The following is an 18,921-nucleotide window of genomic DNA, read 5'->3' on the forward strand; positions in this document are numbered from 1 at the left end:
TGGTAAATGGGTAAAGGATGTCCGTAATGACAAGTATTGCTGGTCCTGCAGAAGCATTTGAACAGATAAGAAATGGACAACGACGACGGTGGCTGATGGCGGGAGTCGTGTTGTTATTTTTTGCCTCGTGTTTTAGCCTTTTTATCGGCACGCATTACATATCGCCGGCAGTGACTTTGGATGCGATTTTTTCTTTTGATCCAACCAACAGTGATCATCTATTGGTTGTCCACCTTCGAATTCCACGCACCTTGTTAGCTTTAGTTGTTGGCGGTGCGCTTGGTGTTGCTGGCGTTATCATGCAAAGCTTAACTCGTAACCCATTAGCAGATCCTGGGATACTCGGTGTCAATGCGGGGGCGACAGTTGCCATAGTCTCAGCGATAGCCTTTCTGGGCATCCATGATATGGCCTATGTGATGTGGTTTGGTTTACTTGGGGCGGCTGTTTCCGGAGCGGGTGTTTTTGCCCTTGCTGGGGTCAATAAAGGGGTTAACCCTGTAAGAGTTGTATTGGCGGGAACTGCTTTGTCGGTTGTGTTGCTTGCACTGACTCACATGATCACAATAAACAGCAATGAAATGGTGTTTGAACAATATAGACATTGGGCTGTGGGGTCATTTCAAGGGCGAGGTTACGATGTCTTGATCCCGGCTGCCATGTTAGTAGCCATTGGATTAGTAATCGCATTTTCATTAAGTAAAGCCTTAGATACTGTCTCGTTAGGGGACGATATTGGTCACGCCTTAGGTGTTAACCCGATCAAAATATGGTGTTTTGCTTCTATTGCTATTGTGGTTTTAGCGGGGACCTCTACTGCGGCGGCTGGTCCTATCAGCTTTGTTGGTCTTACTGCCCCTCATATTGCAAGGATGGCGGCGGGGCCGGATCATAAATGGTTGATGCCTTTCTCTTTACTGATTGCATCCATTCTGGCGGTTGTCGCCGATGTGCTAGGCCGGATCGTCGGGTATCCCAATGAGATCAGTGTAGGTATTATGATTGCTCTAATCGGCGGGCCATTCTTTGTATTCTTAGTGAAACGTTGGAAGATATCTCTCCTATGATGATTGAGCCTTACACTCTTCAAAATTCTGGCTCGGGAAGTGTTGTACGCTTCGGTCAGTTTTCTTTCTGTTATCAACCGTCTCATATACTTATCGCTTTGATTTTGTTGATATCAGTTTGCGCTATTGCAACTTATTCCATGACATTGGGTAAGTTTAATATCTCGTTGCCTCAAGTGGCCGATATCATTCTTGGGGTTGGAGAGGGGGGCGTAAAAGATCGAATAATTCTTAACATAAGACTACCTAAGGTTCTTACTGCGCTCTTTGTTGGGGCTGCGTTAGGCATTTCTGGTGCGGTATTTCAATCGGTATCAAGAAATGCTCTTGGTTCTCCAGATGTCATTGGCTTCACTACGGGGGCTGCGACCGGGGCAATTGCTCAAATAGTTTTGTTTGAGCAAGGGGCAATAGAAGTTGCAATCGCGGCGATAGTCGGCGGAGTAATTACGGCCGTTATCGTTTACTTACTCGCGGTAAAAGCAGGAGTGGTTGGAGGGTATCGCCTAATACTCACTGGTATTGGGATCGGGTCCATTTTGAGTGCGCTGAACAGCCTGATGTTAGTTAAGGGTAATTTAGACAATGCCATTTTGGCTAATCTATGGCTTGCAGGATCACTGCATGCTAGGACATGGACACATGTTTATCCTGTACTTATAGGGGTATTTCTCCTCCTCCCTTTTATGATGATGCTAAAGCGTGCGCTTGCCATGATAGAGATGGGGGATGACATCGCAACTCAGCTGGGTATCCGAGTTGAGCGAGTCCGTCTTTCTATGATTTTCTTTGCTGTGGTTTTAGCTGCATTCGCGACAGGAGCTGCAGGGCCTATTGCCTTTATTGCCCTTGCTGCTCCTCAATTAGTCGGTCGATTGAGAAAGTCGCGAGCATTATCCTTATTCTCCTCAGCCCTTATGGGCGCGTTGTTGGTCTTAACTGCGGACGTTTTAATTCAATGGTTGCCTTTTCAAGCAAGCGTGCCCATAGGCAGGATGACGGGTATTGTTGGTGGCATATATTTAATTTGGCTATTGACCCGATCTCGCCAGTTTTAAGCATAGGTACTCATATGATTAATGAGAGCGATACTTCTTAAGTTTACCGATTATTTGTCAAGTATATGAGTGTTAGAGCAAGACTCGTTTTACCGAGTTAGATCAGTACTCAAAAATGACAAGTTGGTCCAATGGGTTATGGTGTACCCAACTGAACTTGAAATTGTGTAACGCTGCCTGTTTTAGCCCCGAAGAAACCAAGCGTAACCTTAAGCAGCAACAAGTCTATTCTTGATGCTACGCTTTCCCAAGCAACTGAATAGCTAGAGCTAATTAGTTAAGTAATTAGCTAAATAAGCAAATAGCTAAAAGTTACTTGGGGATATTGTTTAACATAAATTAAATCAGAAACTTATGAGCCTATCGACACCGGTTAAATCTAAAATCACCTCTCGACTAAATGGAAGTAACCTTAAACTTGCATACGAGAATCGCGTTATTTGTGAAAATCTCGAACTTCATATTCCTGAAGGTAAATTTACGGTCATTGTCGGACCCAACGGGTGCGGAAAGTCGACCTTATTGAGAAGCTTATGCCGTTTATTGAAACCTTCTAAAGGCCAAATTTGTCTAGATGGTCAGAATATCCAAAAAGTACCAGCTAAAGAGTTGGCGAGAGAGTTGGGGTTACTTCCCCAAAGTTCACAAGCTCCAGAAGGGATTCGAGTCGTTGATTTGGTAGCAAGAGGCCGTTATCCGCATCAAAAACTATTTAAGCAGTGGAGCTTAGATGATCAAGAGGCGGTCTTCCAAGCGCTGGAAGATACTGGTGTCACCGATTTGGCCGAGAGGCAGGTTGATGAACTATCAGGAGGTCAGAAACAACGAGTTTGGATTGCAATGGTATTAGCACAAAAGACACCGATAGTATTACTTGATGAGCCGACAACTTATTTGGACGTCGCACACCAGATCGATTTGTTGGAGTTGTTCCGCAGCCTCAATAGAGAGAAAACACACACTATCGTAGCCGTGCTGCATGATTTGAATCAAGCCTGTCGTTATGCGGATCATCTGATTGCATTTGCTGGTGGAGAAATTGTCGCACAAGGGGAACCTAAGTCTTTAATTGACGCCAAACTCGTTAAGCAAGTATTTGGCTTAGATAGCGTTATTATTGATGATCCCGTAAGTCATACTCCATTGATTGTGCCTCTGGGGAAGTAACTCATATGACTTTTTGCTCAGTTTTGATTAACTCCAGAAATTGTTTGTAGATATTTCTAAGTCTTTTTGTACCTAAATGTGGACTATTGGCATTATTTTGGGCTCATGTGCCTTTTTCTTAAGATACATCTTGTTGATATCATTTATTTTTTCTAGCATGTAACTAAGAGAAATGGATTAGAGGCTCTAATGATAATCTGGTTACAACTCAAACGTTGGGTCAAAGCGAATATCTTTGTTTTGAATGGTAAAAACCTACTGTTTACTTTCCTCGGCTACGTGTTTTTATCGTGGTCGACATTGTATTTAGCGGGTGAAACGGACTTAACCAACTCGTTTACTACATTTGCATACTATTTAGTCGTGACGGCTTCTACAGTTGGTTATGGCGATTTGTCACCGACAACGGAAGCGGGGCGATGGATTGTTATTTTGTTTGTTATCCCTGGAGGGCTCAGCCTTTTCGCTGCTTTACTGGGTAAGGTGGCAACAGAAGGTGTTGAATATTGGCGAGCGGGCTTGTTAGGTAAAAGGAGAGTTAGAGTGGAAAACCACATTTTGATGTTGGGGTGGAATGAACAAAGAACCATTCATCTCATCCGTATGCTGCAACATGAAGAAACGGGCAAGCGACCAATCGTATTATGTACGCGTTCAGATATCGAAAATCCGTTACCCGGTGAGATCAATTTCGTTAAGGTAAACAGCTACACCGATGGTAAAGAGATGGAGAAAACGGGCATTGAGTCAGCCAGCTGTATTCTTATTGATAACCCCGAAGACGACATCACGCTGTCTGCAGCGCTTTATTGTGCGAACCGAAACCCTAAGGCTCATCTTCTGGTTTACTTTAAAGATGAGGCGTTGAGCGATTTACTGCATCAACATTGCCCAAACTCTGAATGTATTCCGGCAGTGGGTGCCGAAATGCTGGCTAAAGCTGCGGTTGATCCCGGTTCAAGTGCTCTTCATCAAGAGCTTTTAAGCTCAACTAGAGGTATGACACAGTATTCGACGTATTACCCTAAAGATGCCGAACCTGTAACCGTCGCGCCTATTTTCTCTGTATTCAAAGAGAAGTATAAAGCAACGCTGATCGCGATTGATACGGGGAGTGGTATAGAGCTTAATCCGGAGTTAGACCAAGTTGTCAGCAGCGGCACTAAGTTGTTTTACATTGCCGATGAGCGAATTGATCATTTCGATTGGAAAGGCTTTTAGGCGGCTATTTAGTCTCTCCTGAAGCGAAAGAAGGCCTCATTGTGAGGCCTTCTTACTATCGTTCGAATATAGCGCAGCTTATTTCTTTTATATCTCTCGCTTTAGAGAGAATGGAGAATTATTGAGCTTCGGCTAATGCGATACCGCGTTGCGTTAACCCGCAAAGCATCACAGGCACAGCGTTAAAGATCTCTTCAAACTGCTCAAGGCCTTCGATGCCTTGTTCGGCAAGGGTAGCAATGGAAGTTTCTGGATCGTAAAGCATGCTGAGTGAAAGCAACACGCCGCCGACCAGTGCGTTGTCTTCACTGTCTTCGGGCATCAGTGTTTCCCAATCATCACGGGCAATCTGCCAGCCTTGAAGTAAGCCTTCACAAAAATCGCGAGCTGCTGTATTTACAACTTCTGCATCATCTAGTTGACAAGCTTCAGGCCATACCCAAGTACCTTCGATCAGTTCTGGGCGGGTTTTGTTCCAAAGCGCGATGATAACTTCAATGTAGCTTTCCAGCTGTTCACCGTCGGTAAAAGGTGCGACTTCTTCGCCACCCCAAAGGAATGGCAGCCATTCATGAGGGGTTAACACATTTGGAGCGGCTGCCATTGCAGTGACAAAGCCCATGGTTTTGTGTTCTGTGATTAGCTTTCCTTCCAACTCTGGAAGCGCAAGAATATCTTGTAAAGTCAAAGTGAGGTACCGTAAAAGGGAACATATTTGTGCTTATAGTACCAATGAACTTGCGCCAATCAAGCTTCATCTAAAAACGCTTGATGTCATTAGTGATAAACACTAGGTTAAACAGAAAAGAAAATAACAAGATAATTATGCAAATACGCTCGTCTCTCAAGAAAAAAAGTATGGTAGCGCTTGGTGTATACCTCGCAATGTTCATTGCCATTGTCGGTAGTGTGACGTATTACGTCGTAGAATCTCCTGTACGCGCTAAGTTGCAACAAAACCTCGACTTACGTACACAACTGTTATCGGAATTGATTACAGCACCCCTCGGCAGCTCTCAAGGTTTTGTTGATAGTTTGGTTGGTTTCGCTCAGGCGCAGCGCAGTGATACTGATGTTATACCGTTATTTATTAAGTCAATGTTGGCGGCGAGCGATGACACGATCGTCAGCGCAGGTATTTGGCCAGAACCGCATGCTTTGGATTCTGATAAAATCCTTAACAGTTATTTTTTCAACAAAGCCGACGATGGTGATATTGACCAGCTCTTTTCTTATAACAACCCCAAAAATGCGCCTTATCAGAACGAATATTGGTATACATCTGTAGTAAACAAAGCGCAGGGAACCATTGCATGGAGCAATGTGTATATTGACCCATATACACATGTTCAAATGATCACAGCATCTTCACCTTACTATTACGATGGAACTTTTGCAGGTGTCGCGACGGTGGATCTCTCACTCGAAGAGTTACTCGGCTTTATCAAGAACCATGCGGAAGAATACAACCTTGGTATTACTCTAAGAGACAAACTCAACCAAGTGTTGGTTTCTCATAACTTCAATCTCGTTGATGGGATTTATATTAGTAGTAACCAATTTGGAGAGTTTGGATGGCAAGTGGATGTCGTCAACTCAAAATCACGAGTAGCAGACGAAGTGTTTCGTCAGGTAATGAGCGTTGAAGGCGGTATTGTACCGCTGTTGTTGTTGTGTGTCATGGCCGGTTATTACTTACTGAACCGCTATTTGATAAGCCCAATCACAACGATTGCCGCCCAAGTTGATAGTTCTAAAGCGGGCGAGATCATCGATGTTGACTACTCTAGTGATGATGAAATCGGACATTTGATCAAAACCTTCAACGAAAAAACCATCTATCTCGAAGCTGAGAAGGTTAAAGCTCAAGCATCAACCAATGCCAAAACGGCTTTTCTTGCGACCTTGTCACACGAAATTCGTACCCCGATGAATGGTGTATTAGGAACGGCTCAGATCTTACTGAAAACCCCTTTGAGCACAGAGCAAGAGAAGCATCTTAAGAGCCTGTATGATTCGGGGGATCATATGATGACGTTACTCAATGAAATTTTGGATTTTTCAAAGATAGAGCAGGGTCGGTTAGACCTAGATGAAACACGATTCCCGCTTGATTCAATTATAGGAAGTATCAACAGTGTCTATTACACATTGTCTTCCGAGAAAGGGCTTCAATTCAAAGTGTACTCCGAAGTGCCTTCTGGCCGTTGGTACTTCTCAGACAAAGCACGCCTTCGCCAAATTTTATTTAACCTCTTAAACAACGCAGTCAAGTTTACCTCTCGAGGCTTTGTCGAGGTGTATCTTAAAGAAGTCGTAGAGGGGAGTGACACCTACCTTAGTATTCGAGTTCGCGACACCGGTATTGGTATATCTAAAGAAGCACAAAAACGTATTTTTAAACCGTTTGAACAAGCTGAGTCTTCGACTACGAGACGCTTTGGCGGTACTGGTCTCGGGTTGGCGATTGTGAAGAAAATTGCCCAATTGATGGAGGGCAGTATTAGCGTCACCAGTGAAGAAGGGATAGGCACCAGCTTCGATGTTCGCTTGAAGATTAAACCTTGCCAGCCTGGCGAAATAGAGAGCTTGCCACATAAGAAGTTAGATTACTCTGGCTTGAAGGTACTGATTGTCGAAGATAACCGAACCAATACCGTCATTATTGAAACTTTCATGAGCAGTAAAGGCTTTACTTGTAAGAGCGTCGAAAATGGTGAACTTGCGATACAAGCCGTGGTGGCTGAGCGCTTTGATTTGGTATTAATGGATAACCATATGCCAGTGATGGACGGCGTTGAATCAACCACTGCAATTCGAGCTTTGATAGGTGAGATATCATCGGTACTGGTGTTTGGTTGTACGGCTGATGTCTTTAAAGAGACTCGCGAACGTATGCTTGGTGCGGGTGTGGATTATATTATTGCCAAACCGATTGATGAGCGTGAGTTGGATGATGCGTTATTCCGCTATTCAAACAAGCTTTACCAATACCATGAAGTTAAAGCTCATGATCTTGATTGCCTGGGTGTGGAAAAAAACGATTCGCAAAGTAACAGCGAGTCACTACCTAAACCTGATCTACGAAACAAAGATAACACCGAAGAGCTGCTCGTCACGCTGTACGTTGCGCTCGAAGATAATAACTTAGCGCTGATTAAGTCTGCATTAGAGAGCTTGCGTGTTCATGCTGAACCTATGAATAATGCACAGCTCACAGATCACGTCGATAAAGCTTTAGAGCAGGTTTCTCTCGGTTTCACTCCTGAACAAGAAATCATCAATACCATTACGGTAAATCTTCCTATGGCATAGTTGTTGTTTAATTACGGAAATATAATAACAAATCGCTCGTTATTTGACCTTTGTGGGTTTTGTTGGTGGAAGTGACTGCTTTTAAAGTGGTTTTTGGTTGTTAATTTACAACTTTATTTTTAATTTGGAATGTATGACTGCTTATCTTGTGATTTAATAGTGACATTATCTGGCTAGGTGTAATCTAGCCTTGTTTATGTGTTGTTAAATCACTAATTAAGTAGTGATATATTTTAGGTTTATCGTCAATGAAGTCTCGTGGTCCATTCTGTATTCGAAACGCAGCTGCGGATACATTCGCTATGGTCGTTTTCTGTTTTATTTCTGGAATGATTGTTGAAGTGTTTATTTCTGGTATGACGTTTGAGCAGTCTCTTGCTTCTCGAACGTTATCTATTCCGGTAAACATAGCTATCGCTTGGCCTTATGGAGTCTTTCGTGATTGGTTCTTGCGTAACGGCGCAAAGCTTTCACAAAGCTCATTGATGAAAAACTTGTCTGACTTGGTGGCGTACGTGTTATTCCAGTCACCTGTGTATGCCGGTATTTTATTGGCAGTAGGTGCTTCAAGCGACCAGATTGTTACGGCTGTCACCAGTAACGCTGTTATCTCATGTGGTATGGGCGTGCTGTACGGTTACTTCTTAGATATGTGCCGTAAATGGTTTAGAGTTCCGGGCTACTATCAACAAGCTTAAGAAAAGCAACAAGCGTAAGTACAACGATAGAATGAAATTTGGTTTGTTTTTGATCTAATGAGTTAATTTGTAATCGAACAAACTGAAAAAGGCACTTTTTTTGATAATGCCTCTTGACCAAAGCAAGCAGAATCAATAAAGTAGCGCCTCGTTGAGTGACAAGCTCAACACACAATTTGTGGAAGGATGGCTGAGTGGCTTAAGGCGCTCGCCTGGAAAGCGAGTATACGTTTATAGCGTATCTGGGGTTCAAATCCCCATCCTTCCACCACTATTCAAAACCCTAGCAGAAATGCTGGGGTTTTCTCGTTTTAGAGCACCTATATTTTATCTCTATCTCTATCTCTATCTCTATCTCTATCTCTATCTCTAGCCCAAAGTCCTTTGCCTAGTTATCACGCCTTCCAACGCTATTTATGACCACTTGCTTACTGTGATTGGTATTATACCAATCGTAGTAAATAACTGGTCACCCTAGCTTGTTAAAAACCTCGATAACTTCGTTAGAATTTTTGATTGTAGAATAACTACTTATCGAAAAATTCTGCCTTGTTCTCAAGCTTTTTTCCTACGCTATGTTTGATCACTTATTTACTGTGATTGGTATTACTCAAGTGAAAGCCGAACCTCACAGGTGCCATGTCATCGAAAATGCTTCGTTAAGCGGTTTCAAACAGGTTCTTTAAGCTCTTTCCATCTGTCTATCAAGAGTAGATCGAATAAACGAGCATGAGCCTTTAGCTGCCTTGAAGTGACTCGGTGCACAAGTTAGTAAGTGTAAATACGTTCTTGATAAAATGGGATACATGTTCGCAGCCAATTTGTGAGACGCTTGATCTAGTGTCAGTCGAATCACAAGGAAGTTGAATGCATCACTTTAATATCCGCGCTCTTGAGTATTTAAACGCGTTGTCTAAGTATGGCTCATTGCGTAAGGCATCCAAGATGATGAATGTTGACCCTGCTGCAATGAGCAGAATGCTGACCCAGCTCGAAGCGCAAGCGGGAATGAAAGTTTGGGAACGCAACAACCGCCAATCACTGTTAACCGAGGCGGGTAATGAGCTGCTGCATTACTATCGTTCCATTGTTCGTGGAGAGGCTGCAGTGCTTACTCGACTAGCCAAGCTTAAAAACCTCAAAGGAGGCAGTGTCAGTATTGCCATCGGTGAAGGGTTTATTACCAACTTGGTGTCAAAGCCGATGCAAACCTTTATGACCCGTTATCCTGATATCAACCTTTCTATTGAAATTGCTGGGGCATTGGACGCGGTCAAGATGTTGGAAGATCAACAGATAGACTTCGCAATAACCTATGCTTCTGCTCCACATCCTAAACTGCACTCCCACGTTGAACGTAGCCATCCGCTCGAATTGATTGCTCCGAAGGGGCACTTCCTTACGATGAAAGAAGCACCTGTGACACTGCAAGATATTAAGGATGTGTCTTTGGCGTTGATCGACAACTCAACAGGGATGGGTCGATTGGTCAAGCAGGCCGAACAAATCTCCCACCTTACCTTACAGCCGAAGCTTCAAACCAATTCGGTCACTGCACTGACTAACTTTGTTTCAGCAGGATTGGGTGTCACCTTTATGCCTAAGCTCACGGTGATCGATGAAATAAAGTCAGGGCAGATTGAAGTGGTTGCGACCGAGTTGGAGATGCTATCGAAGGCGACGGTTAAGGTTCAATCTTTAAAAGACCGCGCACTCACGCTACAGGCCGAAACCTTGTTAGATTTCTTACTCGAAAACGCCACTTTCTTAAGCCATGACGCTTACAATATCTAGGCTTAATCGATTTACTTAGCAACTCCTCCTAAGCGACCAAATACCGCCAATATCACAGTTCCAAATTGCCGAATTCGTTTTTAAGTTGAATTGAGTTTTTGTCAACGCTCCCTCTATTGTTAAGTCAACATGCGCGGAATAAGTTACAAATTATTAACGAAACGAGTTTTAGACTGACAGCTGTGTTCGACAGATTTTGGCTTTGTCGGGCATTAGGAGAAGAGAATGGAAGTTATTGTAATTGGTAGCGGTGTTATTGGGTTAACCAGTGCTTGGTACCTTGCGAAAGAAGGTCATACAGTGACGGTTATTGATCGTCAAGATAGCAGTGGCAAGGAAACCAGCTTTGCGAATGCAGGGCAAATTTCTTACGGATATTCTTCACCATGGGCGGCACCGGGGATTCCGTTGAAAGCAATGAAATGGCTTACCCAAGAGCATGCGCCTCTAAAAGTGAAGCCGTCACTTTCTCCTGAATTAGTTGCTTGGGCGACTAAGATGTTGGCCAACTGTAATGAAGCCAAGTACGCCATGAATAAGTCACGCATGTTAAGAGTGGCAAACTTCAGTCGAGAGTGTCTCACTCATCTAAGAACCAGTGAAGATTTAGCTTATGAGGGCAGGCAGAAAGGCACCTTGCAAGTATTCAGAAGCGAAAAGCAACTCGATGCTATTCAGCAGGATATGAAGCTATTAACAGAGAGTGGGATCGAACACTCGCTGTTTGATGTTGACCAGTGTCTGTCAGTGGAGTCGGGTTTAGCGGACGTTAAAGACAAGCTGGTGGGCGGCTTATACTTACCTCATGATGAAACCGGTGATTGCCATCAGTTCTGTTTAACCTTGACTGAGAAAGCCAAGCAACTCGGTGTTAGGTTCGTGTTTGATACTGAAGTGGTAAGTTTGAATCATCAGAATCAAGCCATTGAGACTATTACAACGACTCAAGGCGAGTTTAAAGCGGATGCTTACGTGGTCGCGTCAGGAAGCTATTCTCGAGAACTATTAAAGCAAGTCGACTTGTCTATACCGGTTTACCCAGTGAAAGGATATTCACTAACATTGCCTATCGTGAATGTAGATAAGTCACCGACTTCGACTGTTATGGATGAAACCTACAAGGTCGCGATGACGCGATTTGATGATCGTATTCGTATCGCGGGTACGGCAGAACTCGCTGGTTTTGACTACCTAATCCCAGAAAAACGCAAAGCCACGATTGATATGGTGATAAAAGATCTTTTCCCACAAGCGGGGGACTTTTCTAAGGCTGAATACTGGACTGGGCTAAGACCAATGACGCCAGATGGCACGCCTATCATCGGCAAGACGCCTATCAAAAATTTATTTACCAATACAGGTCATGGAACATTAGGTTGGACAATGGCATGTGGCTCAGGAAAGATCTTAGCAAGCATAGTCAGTGGCTCTGCCAGTGATATTAAATCTGATGACTTAAGTATCCATCGTTATTTGTAGCGGCATGACACCGTGTTAACTAAAGTCACCCCATTCTTAAACTGTAGAATGGGGTTATGGGTTCTCAAGGAGAAGATTATCTGGTGGTGGTTTCTAGTACATGGGTAAATCTATCCCACGATTTCTGGTCAGCTTCTTGTTGATAGTTGTTTGAGCCGAATACGGTAAAGGCATGTGGCGCACCACTGTAGGTGATCATTTCATGCGGAACCTTGCTTGATTCAAGTTGAGCTGCGAGGCTTCCAAAGTCGTGCATTGAGATCATGGCGTCTGCTGTACCATGGAACACGACAACTGGAGCTTTTGTCTCAGAGTAGTCTTGTCCTTTAGGTGTCGATAAACCGCCATGGAAGGTGACATAAGCTTTCGATGGGATGCCAGCACGAGCGGCTTCTAAAACGGCTGCGCCACCAAAACAGTAACCCATTATCACGTTGTTATCTAAGTTACCACCAAGCCTTTTCGCTTCCATCGCTCCCGCATTAAGTAGTGCACGCATTTTTTCTCTGTCTTTATACAACTCGCCTGTGTGTTGTTTTTTGCCTTTCACTTCGGTAGGGCGAATGCCTTTACCAAATAGGTCGATGGCGAACACGTTGTAACCGAGTTCGTTGAGCATCTCAGAACGTTTCTTTTCGTAATCAGTTAAGCCATCCCAATCGTGAATTAGCAGCACCAAAGGCGCTTGGTCACTGGCCTCACTCCAATAACCTTCGTAATCCATACCATCGACTTGGTAAGTGATGTTTTCTCCTGAAATCGCAGAGAAGGGCAGTAAAACTGAAAACAGGCCGAGCGTTGTGAGTTTTCGCATGCGTTATTCCTTTCGATGACAATTGACGTTCCAATCGAAAGTATAGATAACGCGATGATTCTCGCCAGATTTCAGTTTATAACTTGAATAGCTAAACTGGAGAATAAAGGGAAAAAATTACCAAGATGCGTTGGTTTTGCTAATGCTCATCTCCGGATACTTCCGCTGATAGCGCGGCAACATCGATTCATTGCCTAAGATGCCGCCTTGATGGATGTAGATGATGGTTTTGGTCGGGTTGTCTTCTTGCCAACGTTCCAAGCATTGCCACATCAAAGGGTCATAGAGCAGGTCAAATTCAATGTCGGTTTGCTCTTGTAGATCTAACCAAGTTTGATAATCCTGCTGATACAACTTACCAAAGTGGTGTTTGGTTTTGAGCGGTAAGATCTGCGGGTGATCGGTCTCGCCAAGCTCATTGAACTGCTGCGTTAAGTAGTCACTGCCACCAACACAAGCACAGGTTAAAACCGGGATGTTGTGCAGTTTTAAATGCTTATGAAGATACAGCGCTGTGCTACCAGTACCAGCGGGCAGTGCAACCACAAAATCGTGTTTGTTTTCGAAGCGCGTCCAGCTGAGTATTTCCATCGCCAGTTGCTTCACGCCATATTCAGAAAGCTGAGAACGTCCACCTTCAGGTAACACAATACAATCGGAACCTGGTTGCCTTATTTGTTCAATATACGCTTGTGGATGAAGCTCAGAGCCTGTTTCTTTGACTGAAATAACCTTAGCCCCAAGATCGATAGCGCCACGGTAGTTGCCGAGTGGGCGTTCTTGTAGCCATTGAGGAAGGTGGTCGACGTAAAACTCAAGCGTCCAGCCTTTGATTTTTGCAAGTGCGGCTAGCGAGAACAAGGAGTTAGCTTGAGCGGATCCATAGCTTATTAGAGTGGTGGTGTCTGGGTGATCGTCTTCCAGTAGCTTCATGAACTTTCTGGCTTTGTTGCCGCAAAAGTGGGAGTGAAGCTTATCGTCTCGCTTTAAGAAAAAGGTGTGATCGTTGTATTGATGCTGAGTTACAGGGCTATTATTTAGTTTCATCGCACTTAGACAAAATGCTGACTCAAGAGCCAGCATTTTTAAATCAAAAAGGACTACTGAGTATCTAGTAGCTAGCGAGCGCTGTAAACCAACTAAATCAAGTTTTCATCGGGTATTGAGCCTCGTATTACGAGTTTGCTTGCTTTAATGTGGATAAGGAGGAACCTGTCTGAAAGGCGATTCTTGCAGTGCACCCTCCGGAGTCGCGATTGACCAACTCAAAGTCCCAATGGAAGCGTTGGCACAAGTCGTCGACAATCAATAAACCTAATCCATGACCATTCGGATTGTACTGTTCCTGAAGGCCTTCACCTTGGTCTTCAATCACAAGAGTGTCTTGGGAAAGAGTGATAGTTACGGTGCCACTATTGGTCGCAGCAATCGCATTTCTCAACAAGTTTCCGACCAACATGTTCATTATCGCGCTTGTGGCTTGAATTATAGGCTCAGATTGAATGTGAAGGGATATCTCGACTTGCTTCTCATCTGCTTGTAATGAATTCTTGGAAACGATAGCTTCCAACTCTTGCTGACTGAACAAGCGCAGCGGTGCATCGTCACTGTTTCTTTCGTAACGAACTAGGCCAAGCAAAGCATCGACCATCTCAGACATCTGAACAATGGCTTCATCAATGCGTTCAACCTGCCGAGATTGAAACTCGGTGGTTTCGCTTCTTAATAGCAATTTATTCGCACCACGAGCAACGGTTAGTGGTGTTCTTAACTCATGGCTTGAGTATCGAGCAAAGGCTTGTTCACGCTTGACCAAGGAATTGATTTCTCGACGATACTGATTCAGTTGATCGGTTAGCTGACGAAATTCAACTGCCGCATCATCGCTCACACCGAACTCTTCGTTGAGATTGAGTTTATTCGACTCAAGTTGCTCAGACAGAGAGTTGAATGGTTCAATCAGTCGTTTTGAGAGTCGATAGAGCAGAGCACCAAAACTAAAAATTAAGATAGAAAGTAACGTGAGCACAAAGGCGGTCGCGTACACAAGTTCAGAAATAGCAAATTCAACACGGTCTATTTCGGAAAGTAGGATTATTGGGTGGGTTTTTCCTTTGTCAGAATACTCGCCAACATAGACCATTCTTGACTCTGGCTCTTCGCCGATCTCTCCGAGAAAGCTCTCTTTATTTGCAATGAGCTTATAATATTCGAGAGGTACGAATGACGGGTCGTTATAGGCGACTGTCAGATCATCAATTCTTAACTCACCACTTTCTCCGGCTTGAAATAGCTCGACGGCGTAATTGCGGTCAATCAAGATGCGTCTTTCACCGACCCGGTCTTCAGACATATAGAGCGCGACAATAAAAACGACATAGACGAACGCAGACACAATCACGGCCATTAGCCCAAAGAAAACAGCTAAGCGGCCGGTGAGGGTTTTAGTGCTTGTCAGAAAGTTGGAAATCAATTCGATGACTCCAAGCGGAATCCTATTTTAGGAACCGTAATCAACATTTGACTGTCAAAAGGCTTGTCGAGTTGATTTCGTAATTGATAGATGTGACTGCGCAGCACATCATTATTGGGTTCATCTTCTTCCCATAATTTGTAGGAGATATCTTCACGAGTCACCACTTCTGGTGCGTTTTGGCAGAGCATCTCAAGTATGGTGTAAGTGGTTGGGTTTAGCGCAAGAAGCTTATCTTGGCGGTAAGCTTTACGGGTTTTTTGGTCGATGGTGAGTTCACCGAACTGAAGTTTTGAAGAGGCTACTTTTCCGCGGTAACGACGAACTAGTGCGTTCATTCTTGCTTCTAAAATATCCAAATCAAAAGGCTTGGTTAGATAGTCATCGGCACCATGCTCAAACCCTTTCAACATATCATCGCGGCTATCTAGCGCGGTCAGCATCAAAATAGGTGTCGCGTTGCCTTGGTCTCGCAATTTATTACAAACCGTGAGGCCGTCCATTCTTGGCAACATCAGATCCAATATGATGATATCAAATGAGTTTTCCAACGCGAGTTGCAGGCCGAGCTCGCCGTTGTCCGCATAATCGAGTTCCATACCAATACACTCAAAATAATCAAACAAGACACCTGCGATTTCACGGTTATCTTCGACTAATAGAACTCGTTTCATTTTGATTCTCATACAGAAATAGACGGTAACATTATCCTGAGTGAGCGTGAAAAATATGTCAATAACATAACTTTCACTTATGGGAGGGTAGATTGGATTCAGATTAAAAAATAGAAGAACGTATTATGTCTGAACTTCATATAAGCCGCCCTAAGATATCTACATCGCAGATCAACCCTGCGGTTTCTCTGTCTATCATTGTGCCTTTTTACGATGAACAAGAGGTATTGGAAGAGTTCCACTCTCGCCTTACCAAGGTGCTGGATAGCTTACCCATCACCAGTGAAATCGTTTATGTCGATGATGGCAGCAAAGATAACAGCTTGGAGTTGGTGAGTTCATTCACTTCAATCAATAGCTCAATTTCTGTTATCGGTTTAAGCCGTAATTTTGGCAAAGAATCAGCGATGAGCGCAGGCCTTGAGCACTGTCGTGGACAAGCGGTGATTTTGCTAGACGCTGACTTACAAGATCCACCTGAGCTTATCCCGCAAATGATTGCCAAGTGGCGCGAAGGTTATGACGTCGTCAATATGCAGCGCAGCCAGCGTGATGGTGAAACATGGTTTAAGAAGTTTTCAGCAGCGAGCTTTTACAAAGTCATGAACGTGGCTGCGAAGATTGATGTTCCTGAGAATGTGGGTGATTTTCGACTGTTAAGCCGCGAGGTTGTCGACCATATCAATCAGCTTCCAGAACGTAACCGCTACATGAAAGGCATTTTTTCATGGCCGGGTTTCCGACAAGCGACACTCCAATTTAAGCGTGATGCTCGCTTCTGTGGCGAGACCAAGTGGAACTATCTGAAACTCATCGGATTGGCGATGGATGGCATCACATCATTCTCTATCCGCCCACTGCGTATTGCGACGGCAGTTGGTGGATTAGTGGCGCTTACTGCTTTCGTGTATGGCGTCTTCATCGTGTTCAAAACCATGATGTTTGGTGAGCCAATTACGGGTTATCCGTCAATGATGGTCGTGCAACTTGCACTTGGCGGAATCCAACTGTTGAGTATTGGTTTAATGGGGGAGTACATAGGTCGTATTTTCATCGAAACCAAGAATCGCCCTCTTTATCTGATCCAATCGGTCGTTGATACACCCGCATTGAAAACACATTTTAAATTAGAGGAATCAGCATGAGTTTGAACAGAACGCATCTATGGTATTTGTTGGCTTTTGCACTAGTTTTAAGGCTTTTATCTTTGGCGACTTATCCGTTAATGGACACCACTGAAGCTCGCTATGGAGAAATGGCTCGCTTGATGGTAGAAACTGGCAATTGGTTAACCCCTCAGTTTGATTACGGTATTCCTTTTTGGGGTAAGCCACCGTTGTTCACATGGATGAGTGCTGCTGGTATTGAGTTGTTCGGCTTGAGTGAGTTTGCTGTGCGTGCTCCGCATTGGTTAGCAGGTTTCGCGACGATTCTATTGGTCGCGTATCTGGCGAAGCGTACGGGACAAAGTGCCTTAGTGGCGGCTGTTGTATTGGCAACATGTGGGATTTTCTCTATCGCCGCGGGTGCTGTGATGACCGACATGGCGTTAACGTTAGCCATGACCATCGCGATGCTGGGCTTTTACTTATGTTGGCTCGGTGGAGAAGACTGTAAAGGCGAAGGAAGTGAGAGAACCAACAAAACCTGGGGTTACGTTGGATTTGTAGGCTTGGCGTTGGGCTTGCTTGCAAAAGGTCCTGTTGCGATTGTGATCATGGGTATCGCAGTATTCCCTTGGTTGCTATTACAACATGGTATTTTGGGGGCTTTTAAAGTGTTGTGGCAACGCTTTCCACTGTTGTCTGGTTTAGGTGTCATGCTGGCGATTGCCTTGCCTTGGTACATTATGGCTGAAATGGCTACTCCGGGCTTTATTGATTATTTTATTGTTGGCGAACACTTTAAGCGTTTTGTTGTGAGTGGTTGGGAGGGCGATTTATACGGTTCTGCTCATGATGAAACCAGAGGCATGATCTGGGTATTTTGGATTCAGGCCGCTGCGCCGTGGTCGATTGTATTACCTATTTTAACTTTCGCTCGTCGCAAGAAAATTGCAGAAATTAATACTGAAAATCGCGGCTTGTTTTCATTTCTTGTCTGTTGGTTGATTTCACCTCTGATTCTTTTCACTATGGCGGGCAATATTCTCCCAGCTTACGTCCTGCCAGGTATTCCGGCCCTTGGCTTTTTGATTGCTATACTCGTAGTGGAAAAAGATAAGAAGTGGTTCTCGAGCGTGGCTTTGGTTCTACCTGTGTTGCTAATGATTGCGATGGTCTACCTGAATCTCGGAAAGGCGAACGAGAAAAGTGACCGTATTATTTTCGAACAGATTACGGATTCTGCGCCAAGCTTTTACGTGGGTAAACGACCATTCTCTGGGCAATTTTACAGTCATGGTCAAGCGAAAAGACTTCTCGATATCGAGCAGATAGATGGCATTGATAAGTTCTATCTGATTGGTAAAAGATCTGAAGTGGAAACCAAGATTAAAGAGAACGCATTAACGTGCATTCTAGAGCCAACGGTGAAAATAAAGCGTGCTTTGTTCAGCTGCCATCACCAGAGCAACACACCAAATTTTTCGTTGAATCATATTGAAAGTGAAAATGATGTTCAGCGTTAACTCAAGGCTACGAATGTTCAATGACAAGCTTCAATCACATAGCCAAAGACTACAGTCCCACCACAAGATGGTTCGATTTGCTGTGGTTGGTGTTGGTGGGTTTTTTGTTGATTGTTTGGTTTTTGCATTGCTGCATTATGTTGTTGGGCTGCCTTTAATGATGGCGCGAATTAGCTCCTTTATTGCTGCTGCAACGACGACATGGTTGGGTAATCGTATACTGACTTTTGAATATAAAGGGCGAGGTCATTGGTCTGAGAAGCTGATTCAGTGGCAAAAGTTCATGTTTACCGCATCAGTATCAGCGGTACCTAATTTGCTGTGCTTTAAGCTGATGACGGAATTGCTTCCTACCTTTATCGGAGCTGTTTTTATCGCAATGGCAGTGGGGACTCTGGCCGGAATGGTCACCAATTACCTATTTAGCCAGTATTGGGTGTTTACGCGTTAGATAAGTAGGTAACCCCCTGGTTAGCATCTTAGCATCTTAGCATCTTAGCATCTTAGCATCTGAACATCAGAGCATCTACGT

16 protein-coding genes and 1 tRNA gene are annotated in these 18,921 nt (G+C 44.1%); 12 read left to right on the forward strand and 5 right to left on the reverse strand.

The features are described from left to right. The first annotated feature begins 26 nt into the window (after positions 1-26). The 4 genes from ACED53_RS10405 (at position 27) to ACED53_RS10420 (ending at position 4,513) form a co-directional block, all read left to right on the forward strand. A complete protein-coding gene (locus ACED53_RS10405; RefSeq protein WP_017101028.1) occupies positions 27-1,067 on the forward strand; it encodes an iron ABC transporter permease in 1,041 nt (346 codons plus the stop codon). Beyond that, positions 1,064-2,125 carry an iron chelate uptake ABC transporter family permease subunit gene (locus ACED53_RS10410; protein ID WP_017101029.1) on the forward strand — a complete coding sequence of 354 codons (1,062 nt, stop codon included), beginning with the start codon at positions 1,064-1,066 and terminating at the stop codon, positions 2,123-2,125. Before ACED53_RS10405 ends, ACED53_RS10410 begins: the two co-directional genes overlap by 4 nt. Positions 2,126-2,479: 354 nt before the next feature. Then, positions 2,480-3,292 (forward strand): ABC transporter ATP-binding protein, encoded by an 813-nt coding sequence (locus tag ACED53_RS10415; RefSeq protein ID WP_017101030.1) that lies wholly within the window; start codon positions 2,480-2,482, stop codon positions 3,290-3,292. 189 nt (positions 3,293-3,481) lie between these two features. Then, on the forward strand, positions 3,482-4,513 hold the full coding sequence (locus ACED53_RS10420; RefSeq protein ID WP_009846405.1) for a potassium channel family protein: 1,032 nt from the start codon (positions 3,482-3,484) through the stop codon (positions 4,511-4,513). 118 nt (positions 4,514-4,631) lie between these two features. On the opposite strand, the gene ACED53_RS10425 is transcribed toward ACED53_RS10420, so the two are convergent. Next, a complete protein-coding gene (locus ACED53_RS10425; RefSeq protein WP_009846406.1) occupies positions 4,632-5,201 on the reverse strand; it encodes a UPF0149 family protein in 570 nt (189 codons plus the stop codon). Between the two features lie 170 nt (positions 5,202-5,371). Here ACED53_RS10425 and ACED53_RS10430 point away from each other — a divergent pair, with 170 nt between their 5' ends. The 5 genes from ACED53_RS10430 to ACED53_RS10450 all read left to right on the forward strand — a co-directional run bounded on the left by ACED53_RS10430 (position 5,372) and on the right by ACED53_RS10450 (position 11,799). Continuing rightward, on the forward strand, positions 5,372-7,828 hold the full coding sequence (locus tag ACED53_RS10430; RefSeq protein WP_017101031.1) for a hybrid sensor histidine kinase/response regulator: 2,457 nt from the start codon (positions 5,372-5,374) through the stop codon (positions 7,826-7,828). A 248-nt stretch (positions 7,829-8,076) separates the two neighbouring features. Beyond that, entirely contained in the window at positions 8,077-8,526 is a 450-nt protein-coding gene (locus ACED53_RS10435; RefSeq protein WP_009846408.1) for an L-alanine exporter AlaE, read from the forward strand. Between the two features lie 180 nt (positions 8,527-8,706). Further along, positions 8,707-8,797: transfer RNA gene (locus ACED53_RS10440), tRNA-Ser, on the forward strand. Between the two features lie 596 nt (positions 8,798-9,393). Beyond that, the gene (locus ACED53_RS10445) at positions 9,394-10,320 is read left to right on the forward strand and encodes a LysR family transcriptional regulator (protein WP_017101032.1); all 927 of its coding nucleotides are present in this window, start codon (positions 9,394-9,396) and stop codon (positions 10,318-10,320) included. 225 nt (positions 10,321-10,545) lie between these two features. Then, positions 10,546-11,799: a D-amino acid dehydrogenase gene (locus ACED53_RS10450; protein ID WP_017101033.1), complete on the forward strand. Its 1,254-nt coding sequence runs from the start codon at positions 10,546-10,548 to the stop codon at positions 11,797-11,799. Positions 11,800-11,875: 76 nt separating this feature from the next. Here the strand turns inward: ACED53_RS10450 and ACED53_RS10455 are convergent, their stop codons facing one another. The 4 genes from ACED53_RS10455 to ACED53_RS10470 form a co-directional block, all read right to left on the reverse strand. After that, positions 11,876-12,613, reverse strand: a complete 738-nt coding sequence (locus tag ACED53_RS10455) for a dienelactone hydrolase family protein (protein WP_017101034.1) — start codon at positions 12,611-12,613, stop codon at positions 11,876-11,878. Between the two features lie 117 nt (positions 12,614-12,730). Further along, positions 12,731-13,660, reverse strand: a complete 930-nt coding sequence (locus ACED53_RS10460; protein WP_029223166.1) for a pyridoxal-phosphate dependent enzyme — start codon at positions 13,658-13,660, stop codon at positions 12,731-12,733. 127 nt (positions 13,661-13,787) lie between these two features. After that, positions 13,788-15,086, reverse strand: coding sequence for a HAMP domain-containing sensor histidine kinase (locus ACED53_RS10465; RefSeq protein WP_017101036.1), 1,299 nt, complete (start codon positions 15,084-15,086; stop codon positions 13,788-13,790). Beyond that, on the reverse strand, positions 15,083-15,760 hold the full coding sequence (locus tag ACED53_RS10470) for a response regulator transcription factor (protein ID WP_009846415.1): 678 nt from the start codon (positions 15,758-15,760) through the stop codon (positions 15,083-15,085). The genes ACED53_RS10465 and ACED53_RS10470 overlap by 4 nt, the downstream gene beginning before the upstream one ends. A gap of 125 nt (positions 15,761-15,885) precedes the next feature. Between ACED53_RS10470 and ACED53_RS10475 the strand changes: the two genes are divergently transcribed. From ACED53_RS10475 to ACED53_RS10485, 3 genes are read left to right on the forward strand one after another with little or no spacing between them, the layout of a single operon-like run. Further along, on the forward strand, positions 15,886-16,905 hold the full coding sequence (locus ACED53_RS10475) for a glycosyltransferase family 2 protein (protein WP_017101037.1): 1,020 nt from the start codon (positions 15,886-15,888) through the stop codon (positions 16,903-16,905). After that, entirely contained in the window at positions 16,902-18,389 is a 1,488-nt protein-coding gene (locus ACED53_RS10480; RefSeq protein WP_017101038.1) for a glycosyltransferase family 39 protein, read from the forward strand. The genes ACED53_RS10475 and ACED53_RS10480 overlap by 4 nt, the downstream gene beginning before the upstream one ends. Beyond that, a complete protein-coding gene (locus ACED53_RS10485; RefSeq protein ID WP_017101039.1) occupies positions 18,376-18,840 on the forward strand; it encodes a GtrA family protein in 465 nt (154 codons plus the stop codon). The genes ACED53_RS10480 and ACED53_RS10485 overlap by 14 nt, the downstream gene beginning before the upstream one ends. Positions 18,841-18,921: the final 81 nt, after the last annotated feature.

Source organism: Vibrio sp. 1F169 (assembly GCF_041439605.1).
GTDB classification, from domain to species: domain Bacteria; phylum Pseudomonadota; class Gammaproteobacteria; order Enterobacterales; family Vibrionaceae; genus Vibrio; species Vibrio tasmaniensis_A.